This window comes from Iodobacter sp. CM08, from assembly GCF_033446605.1.
In the GTDB taxonomy this organism is placed as follows: Bacteria; Pseudomonadota; Gammaproteobacteria; order Burkholderiales; family Chitinibacteraceae; genus Iodobacter.
On record NZ_JAWQUO010000048.1, the window covers coordinates 24128 to 33092 of the forward strand.

The 8965-nt window shown below is 45.4% G+C and carries 7 protein-coding genes; all 7 read right to left on the reverse strand.

Translation table 11 applies throughout. The features are described 5' to 3' along the window. Positions 1-2 precede the first annotated feature (2 nt). Positions 3-566 (reverse strand): PAAR domain-containing protein, encoded by a 564-nt coding sequence (locus R6242_RS19780; protein WP_318430203.1) that lies wholly within the window; start codon positions 564-566, stop codon positions 3-5. After that, positions 563-2017, reverse strand: coding sequence for a hypothetical protein (locus tag R6242_RS19785; RefSeq protein ID WP_318430205.1), 1455 nt, complete (start codon positions 2015-2017; stop codon positions 563-565). Before R6242_RS19785 ends, R6242_RS19780 begins: the two co-directional genes overlap by 4 nt. 270 nt (positions 2018-2287) lie before the next feature. Then, positions 2288-4933, reverse strand: a complete 2646-nt coding sequence (gene tssH, locus R6242_RS19790; protein ID WP_318430207.1) for a type VI secretion system ATPase TssH — start codon at positions 4931-4933, stop codon at positions 2288-2290. A gap of 530 nt (positions 4934-5463) precedes the next feature. Beyond that, the gene (locus R6242_RS19795; protein WP_318430209.1) at positions 5464-6078 is read right to left on the reverse strand and encodes a hypothetical protein; all 615 of its coding nucleotides are present in this window, start codon (positions 6076-6078) and stop codon (positions 5464-5466) included. Between the two features lie 526 nt (positions 6079-6604). Next, positions 6605-7141 carry a hypothetical protein gene (locus R6242_RS19800; RefSeq protein WP_318430210.1) on the reverse strand — a complete coding sequence of 179 codons (537 nt, stop codon included), beginning with the start codon at positions 7139-7141 and terminating at the stop codon, positions 6605-6607. Positions 7142-7162: 21 nt separating this feature from the next. Beyond that, positions 7163-7957, reverse strand: coding sequence for a hypothetical protein (locus tag R6242_RS19805; protein ID WP_318430212.1), 795 nt, complete (start codon positions 7955-7957; stop codon positions 7163-7165). A gap of 1 nt (position 7958) precedes the next feature. Further along, positions 7959-8965, reverse strand: a 1007-nt coding sequence (locus tag R6242_RS19810; protein ID WP_318430213.1) for a DUF2345 domain-containing protein, incomplete at its 5' end; no start/stop codon positions are given.

Here is an 8965-nt window from a genome sequence, read left to right on the forward strand (position 1 = left end):
CTTTAAAGGTCGTCTCTGTGGCCTAAATAAATAGCGATTTTACTAGCCTCAGCAGTGGCAAAACGTATAGTCATGCCAGAAGAGTCAGCTTCTCCATGGACGACTTCCCCGTTGGGAAGTTTGGCGGAATATAAAGCTCCGCTTAATGGTTTTCCTGTTGCATCTTTAATCACAAATTGCTCATCAAAGAGATGGTCTGGATTTTGTTTTAAGGTTGAGGCCATTAAAGGGATAACGGCTAAGGCAGCCATTGCAGAAGGAGAAGAAGATGATGATGATGATGTCGCTTCTCCTCCCCCTTCATAAGATCGACCCAGCTCAGGCATCGATGAAATCAAGGCCGCGCCACACGACGTTTTGTGGCCCTCTAAGGCGACGGGTTTACCATCGACCAGCCAGTTAGAATCACCCTCAACAATTGGGCAGACGCCGTGGCCTGGGATGGGGCAGCTGACTTTATCGCCCAACAAGGCCACAGCCTTGCCAAATAACACCGTTTTAGCTGCGCCACTCACCACCACGCCGCCATGGCTGCTTTGATCGCCTATACGAATCACACGTTTCATGCGGCCTGCTCCTGTGGCCTGATCAGCGCCACACTAAAATGTTCTGTTTCATTAAGCCGTTCAAACTCCACCAGCACCGCTGGGGCTTCCAGCCTAGCGCTGTGAATCACCGCGATGGCCGTTTGTAACACAGAGCGCGCCGAGCCCACATCACCCCATTCACGCACGCTATTACTGGCGTCATCAATGGCATTCACAGGCACAGCGTATTGCTGTAGCGCCGAAGACAAGGCGGCCAGCCGCGTGCCACCCACGCCAACATCGCCACTGTTATGCACTAGCCAAGCAATGCTTTCTGCTTGATCTTTTGCTTCATCTTTATCTTCATTACTGAATGGATAATCGCGCAAACCGGCATTCACTAAGGCGTTATCAAACAGGGTGTGGATTTGCCGAGTCATAGGCAACAATTGCTTTTGCACTATCGTGGCCTGCTCTGATAAACGCAGCTCGGCCAGTACCGGCAGTTGAGCCAGCGTGTCTTGCCACTGCAGCGGCACGCGTCCCCAGCGCTCGTCACCGTAATGCTGCTGTTTTTCCCAGTAAGGCGTGTAAGCGTCGCTCTCACCTTCTTCTTGAGCGGGCAGCGCCTCTGGCACGGGCAGGTTTTCTCTTAAGAACACCATCGCCACCGCCGCATAACCCGGCATGCCCTGCCATTTATTTTGCTGCTCATCGTCAGGCTTTAGCTCATCCCACTCATGCTCTGGAGTGCCGCGTACTAACAGCGGCGCATCCGCCGCGTAAATCACCATACCTGGCAGGCCAGAATCCTGCTGAAACAGCTGCTGCACTCTGCTCATTAGCGCACCAGAGCCTGGAAAGAACCGTGGCTCTGCCTCGGGTGCTGCGGCAAACTCTTGGGCGTTGATCGCCTGCAACTGCGCCTGTTTGAGCATAGCTAGCTGCTCACGCCCCTCGCTTTGTGGGTTAACCTCAAAATAATGTGGCAACCACGCCGCCCCCGGCGCAGCAGCATAGACATCCTCCAAGACTTGCTGCACGACCAGTTGCAAGGAGCCGAGTAAATCGTCCTCGCTACCTTCGGCTAACTCATCACGTGCCAGTGCCTTCCAGTGTGCGCCATCCGGCAATTCTTCTAGCCATGTGGGTTCATCCTTAACCGGTAACGCTTGGCCCCATACACCACGGCACAGCACTTTAATTTGCCGCTCTGCTAAGGCCGCATAATGCTGCTGCCGCGCCGCTTCACGCTGGGCAACACGCTCTGCCTCTGCAGCCGCTTGCCCATCGGTTTGCGCCTGCACAATCCGCGATTCACGCACTCTTTGCCAGATACGCCATACCACGCCCAAAATCAAAGGCGGGGCCAGATGGGTAAGCAACATAGCCGTTGGGCTCATTTTTTGAAAGCTGATCGGTAAGCCCCACCACAGCAGCAACCACCACCCAGCAAAGAGCCCGCCAAACAGACCCATAGTTCCCAACATATACAATTCCTTAACTGATGTTACGTACAAAGACTATTTAGAATAGGCAGCATTTCAGTGCTACAGCCTCCCCCTTAGTCAAAGGGGGATTTGCCTTGGAATGCGCTAGATGCTTTTCTGTAAAGGTGTGCAATGCAAAATCCCCCCTCGCCCCCCTTTTTCAAAGGGGGGAACTATTACTCGGAAATAACCAGTTATTGCCTTCGTCGCATGCCTTGTGTCTAGCTGTTTGCCGGCTCAGCGCAATTGTGAATGAAGCGTCAACAGGCCCTAGCTAATTTTCACCTTAATCTCATCATTTTTAAGCGTTAGCGCAATTTTTTTCACTGGCTTAGCGCTGGCCATTCTAGCCAATAAATCGGCCGAAATTTGCGCCAACACGGTGCGCACCAAAATAGCATCGGCATCGCGCGCGCCGCTATCAACATCCATACAGCGGTTAGCAATGGAATCAACCAGCTCTACTGGATATTCCAGCACTGCCCCATGGTTTTGAGCGATACGCCGAGCAATTTTTGCTAGCTTAAGCGCCACAATTTTACGCAGCACTTCATCCCCAATCGGGAAGTAAGGCACGATAGTTAGGCGGCCTAAAAAGGCAGGCTTAAAGGTTTTTTGTAAGGTTGGGCGCAAAATTTCGATCAGATCATCGGCGGTTGGGTCACGATTTACATCATCAATAGTGACGCCATGCTCGCAAGCGCGCATCACCAGATCCGTACCGGTATTGGATGTCAGCAGAATAATAGTGTTTTTGAAATCAACCTCGCGCCCTTCACTGTCTTCCAGCAGGCCTTTATCAAACACTTGGAAAAACAATTCCATCACATCTGGGTGGGCTTTTTCAACTTCGTCCAGCAACACCACCGAGTAAGGCTTGCGACGCACCGCTTCGGTAAGCACCCCACCCTCGCCATAACCCACATAGCCAGGAGGCGAGCCTTTTAAGCCTGATACGCTGTGCGCCTCTTGATATTCTGACATATTAATGGTGATTAGATTACGCTCGCCACCGTATAAAGACTCAGCCAGCGCCAGCGCAGTTTCAGTTTTACCCACACCAGAAGGGCCAACCAGCATAAATACGCCCTTAGGCTTGCTTGGATCATCCAGATTGGCCTTGGCAATCTGCACACGCTCGGCAATTTGCTCTAAGGCGTGATCCTGGCCAATCACCCTTTCTGCCAGCAAGCTCGCCAGCTTTTGCACCTGCACCAATTCATTACTTACCATGCGCCCTAGTGGAATGCCCGTCCAGCCAGAAATCACATCCGCAATCACGTTTTCATCCACGCATTCATACGCCAGCTGATGCTGTTTTTGCAGCTCACGTAATTCATTGCGCTTAGTCTGCAGCGGACTGATTTTTTTGCCTTTTACCGGTTTGGCATCCGCCGCTTCCGCTTTTAAAACCACAATTTCATTAATCAGCTCTTGCTGCACCGCCCACGCTTTTTGCAGCTCTTGCAGATCAATTTCTAGTACTTCACGCTGCCCAGCCAGCTCGGCAATCCGCTCGCCATGGCCTTCTTCAGCTTTTAGCGCCAGCATTTCGCGATCGATATTCGCAATCATCACTTCTAAATCTTCAATCGGAGCCGGACGGCCGCTTTTAGACAAGGCCACGCGGGCACACGCCGTATCGAGCACGCTGATGGCTTTATCTGGCAGCTGACGGCCCGTGATATAGCGGCTAGATAAATGCACCGCAGCCACTACGGCCTCGTTCATGATCAACACATCGTGGTGCTTGGCCATTGCGCCAGTTAAGCCACGCACCATCTGCACCGCGATCTCTGGCGCTGGCTCATCCACTTTAACCACCTGAAAACGGCGCGCTAAAGCCGCGTCTTTTTCAAAATATTTTTTGTATTCCGCCCAAGTGGTGGCCGCAATCGTGCGCAACTCACCGCGCGCCAAGGCAGGCTTTAATAAATTAGCCGCATCATTTTGCCCAGCCGCGCCGCCCGCACCAATCAAGGTATGCGCTTCATCAATAAATAAAATAATCGGCACAGGGCTGCCTTTGACTTCATCAATCACCTGACGCAGGCGGTTTTCAAACTCGCCTTTCACGCTGGCACCGGCTTGCAGCAGGCCTAAATCTAAGGTGCGCAAAGTCACGCCGCTAAGCACGGGTGGCACTTCCCCACTCACAATCTTTAAAGCCAGCCCTTCCACCACAGCGGTTTTACCCACGCCCGGCTCACCAGTGAGGATTGGGTTATTTTGACGGCGACGCTGCAAAATATCGATCATCTGACGGATTTCCGCCTCGCGCCCCAACACCGGATCAATCTTGCCCGCCTTGGCCTGTGCAGTTAAATCAATCGTATATTTATCCAGCCCTGGGCTGCCACGGCGCGGCGCGGGCTGATCCAAATTCATCTCTTTCATCTCAGTGCCATCACTCGCAGGCAGATCAGCGGAATTAGTTGCCGCCTCATTACCATGCTGACGCAAAGCCACATAGCCCTGTAAAGCACGCTTGCCATCCATCTTAGCCAGCGTGGCCGAGCTGCCCTGCACCGTGGCGCGCAAAGCGTCGTCTTGCACCAGCGCCAACAATAAATCCAAAGTAGAAACCGAATCCTGCCCCAGCTCGGCACTGGCCATTAACCAAGCTTTTTCTAGCCACTTTGGCAGCCAAGTCGACAACACCGGATTACGGGTATTGCCGGTACGGAAACGATCTAGCGCAGAATCTAGCTCTTTTTCTAACTGATCAAGGCTCAAACCCAAAGCGTGCAAAGCCGCCACGCCCGCATTATCGTCCTGCGCCAAGATGGCCAGCACAACGTGTTCAATTTCAATCTCAAAATGAGTGCGCGACAAAGCCCGACTAGCCGCCTCCTCCACCGCACGGCGGGCTGTAGGGGTGAGACGGGAGATAAGCGCTTTAAGGGGAGTAGACATGGGCGGATTCCGAGGAGTTATAAGAGTCTGAATTTAATTACCGCAATAAATACACAGATTATAAAAAACAAGCAATAATTTAATCTATTTACCAATTTTGATGCCACCGCCTATTTTCACCGATGGCGGATATTTTGTAAAAACTTACAACCATTATTTCATTATCATAAAAAATGATGCACAAGCAGAGCTTAAATCTGCTTAGTTATATCCCTTGTTTTAATCACAAACTCTTCTGATTCTAAATTCATTGTTGTGATCTACAGAAGATTACAATAAATCGCATCATTTTTTTAAGAATTTCAATCAATTATTGATTGAAATAGTGATTATTTTCTTCATCTGCAAAACTAACTTCAGAGCCACAAGCGTAACCCGCTATTCTGCAACAAAAGCAAAGAGTTTTATACGAATAAGCTTAATTCACTAACAATTTGGATCGGGTTAAGACCCGACAAATACTGCTTTAATAAAATTTCACTTTACGATCACTCTTACTATTTTCATCAATAAAAATATTAAGAAAAAAATCATCCACCAGTTTGCAGTGGTACAGAAAAATTTATTTTTTGTCCATTAATGGTAAAGTGATAATTTTCTCTATTCACACTTCCCCTTATGTACTTTTCAGCAAGTTCAAGTTTAAATGGCTCGATAGAAATAGGATTTTTCACTACATCGTCAGACAAAATCTTAATCTCCGCTGTTGGCATTACATATGGAATGGAAGATTCAAGTCCATAACTTTGCATTAATATTTTTTGCCATTTATTACCAGCTTGCTTAGAATAACGCACATTATAAGCGTACTGATATCCTTTAATTCCTTTCAACAACTCAGAAAATGAAATATCAAAATAATACTTCTTTAATAGTTTATCTATAGAAACAGCGTTTAAATCAACAACATCAAAACAACATGCAACATTAAAAGTCCCTTTCTCTTGTGATTGAAAAACAGAAAACGTTGCTGCACTATCTAACTTCTTAGCCGTAAATATCAACATTTCAGAAGCCACAGGCTTCATTACGCCCGCAGGATAATTATATACGGGCAAATTTGCATAAACTCCAACCATAGGCTCTGCATGCACATTGCATGATGTATATAAAACAGCGAAATATACTAATATTTTTTTCATCATTAAATGGCCAATGTGGCCCACCTCAGATTATTGCTATCAAACCATGCTGGGCAATTTAGCCGCAAGCATGCTCCTCCATTCGTAACGACGAAAACTGATCAGTCACTAGTTCCAATAAACATACTTGGCCTACCGGCAATCCTGCACAGTACTAAACCTACCCTGCACGGATTCCAAAAAATACAGAAAAAAATTAGAATTTTTCCTATTTAACCTATTTATCAATACAAATAAAGAACTTATCTAATTTTTGTGGGTAGGCACTATTTTCTTATGAGTCGTTCTTATTTAATACTCAAACACCTCATATCTGTACTTAATCGACTTCCTCCAAATTCTATTTCACACTAATTTGCTTTTCCGCTCATAATGAAAAATAAATTTGACTTTACCCTGACCAAATTTATTCCATTTATTACAATATTTTTAGCAAAACGATAGGTTAAATAAAAACTGAACACGTCTAAAATTTAACAGATAGAGAGCAAAAAAAACTAACACACAAATAAATTAAAATACAATTACATTATTTATTAAAAAATGAATCGATCAGATCTTTACTAGGAACATACATAATTTTTGACAGATATGGAGAACTATAGACGACTGTCACAATAACTTTACAAGGTATTTTTTTTCTATTAAAAATCATAGCCCTGAATGCATCATTCAAAACCATTCCATTTATATTTTTATTAATTCTATACTTCTCATTTTCCTCATCAGACATTGCAAACAAAAGATCACTAGAATACATAAATCCAATATTATCCTGTCCCTCACTTCTACTTAACTGTCCTTCTAAAAAATACTGAAGTGAATGACCGGGAGTAAAATTAACGTCATCAGTCAACGAACATTGTATCGTCCTTGAACCAATAGATTGACCTTTTTTCTCATCAATAACTTTAGAAAAATCCACATCACTTTTAAAAAACAATCTAGCCATGCTCCTATTTTTATTTAAGGATACATACGTTAAATTAGCTTCCTGCACATTTTGACCTGCACATGCATTCAAGGCTAAGCACAACACAACCAAACAAAAATTAAATATTTTCATACATTTCAACTCATCATTAAATTAAAATTCTATATTTGGTTTCTCTTCATCATTACATTTTTTATCTGCAATATTTTTTACTTTTACTTTTTTTGAAATATTAGCAGAGATAAAATCTAAAGCAGATCGACCACTCGACAAAACCGTGCCAAACATCAAATCCGCATTAGCGTGATGTATATTTAGAGTTTCATTAATATTTGGCCCACTTTTAATATTCCATTGCTCCCCAAAATCAGCAACTTTATCTGATACATCTAAATCACCAGAGGTAAATTCAGCCCTAATATTAATCCAATTTTTTTCAGCATACTTTGGTTCCGGCTTTCCCCAGTATATGTCTGAAAACATTCCAACAAGAATGCCTTCACCAACAGGATCTAAAGTAACCAAATATTCAACCTTATATCCTTCATCCATCAAATAAGAAGATAAATGTGCAGCATTCCATGCCCCTAAACTATGGCCTATCAAATAAATGTAAGTATTATCTTTATCTTCAATTTTATTTAAAATAGAAGATTTAACATCTTCCTCACCTTTTGCGTCATCATAACCAATATGATGTGTAAATTTACTCCTAAGATCGCCTTTATCAAAACCTAGCGACTCCATTTTGTATACAAATGAAAGCCGAGCATAATTAACTAGTGCAGTTGGGCCCTGCCCATAATATGATTTTTTATCTGCAGCCCCTCCAATAAAAAAAGCTATAAAACTCTTCGAGGGTACTTCTATTTCCTTATCTTTTTTATTAGCATCGCCTGTGAGTGTTTTTTCACCAACTTTACATAAACTACTCTGTGACTTACCCATACTAATCCTTCAAATATATTTCAACTTTTTCAGTTGAATCAGGGTTTTTAACCTCATGGGTATAACCACTTGCGTCGGTAACACCATATTCTTTCTCTCCAAACCCACGCTGAATCATATATTTCTTATTAGGCAGAACTTCACCAGTCACCTGATCCCTCAATAAAAACTTATCATTAAATTTGGTAGTTGGCATTGCATTGAATGTTTTAGCAAGACTCGTCCCCCCACTCAACTCATGACTCGCCCCCTTAATACTCACTTCCCCTGGGCAGTGGATTTCTATATTGCCGCCCTTCAGCCTTATATAGCCGCCGCCTGATGTAAGGAGCACTTCGTCCCCTGCGGCGATTTCTACTTTTTCTTTGCAGGCAGTGATTTTTACGTTTTTGTCTGCGGTGATTTCAATGTCGTCGCTTTGCGCTTGCAGCTGGATTTTACCTTTGGCTGCGATCAGTTTTAGCGCGACTTTATCTTTTACCCCTGCCACAAACAGGCTGATGTGTTGGCCGACGTTATGTATCCAGCGGCGGCCAGAGGTTTGGTTTGTGTCTCTTTGGGCGACCTGATCAAGGTTTGTGCCTGCGGCAATCGTCTGGCTTTGCGGGCTGGTGATGGCTACACCATCTTCACCGTGCAGCAGGATGATTTTTTGTTGGCCTGCTTGGTCTTTGGATTTGCTCTTGCCGTCTTTATCGGTGTTTGACCCCGCTTCAAAGCTTTTGCTGGCGTGTACGTGGTGGTGCAGATGACCAGTGCTGGCTTTAGCGCCTGCACTGTTATCGGGTTTTACCGTTTTATCGCCGTCGCCGGTTTCGATAGTGTCAGCGAGTTGGTTGGTGGCGGTTTCACCTAGGCTTTGGGCCAGTGCCAGCGCTGCTTCTAGCTGGCTTTGCACTGGGCTGTGGTCGAGTTGCTTGCCGCTTGCGCCGCTTTTTTCTTCCGTACTAATCAGGATGCCGTTGGCACGGATGGCGCCTTGTTTGTCGCTGCGTAATTCAAAGCCTT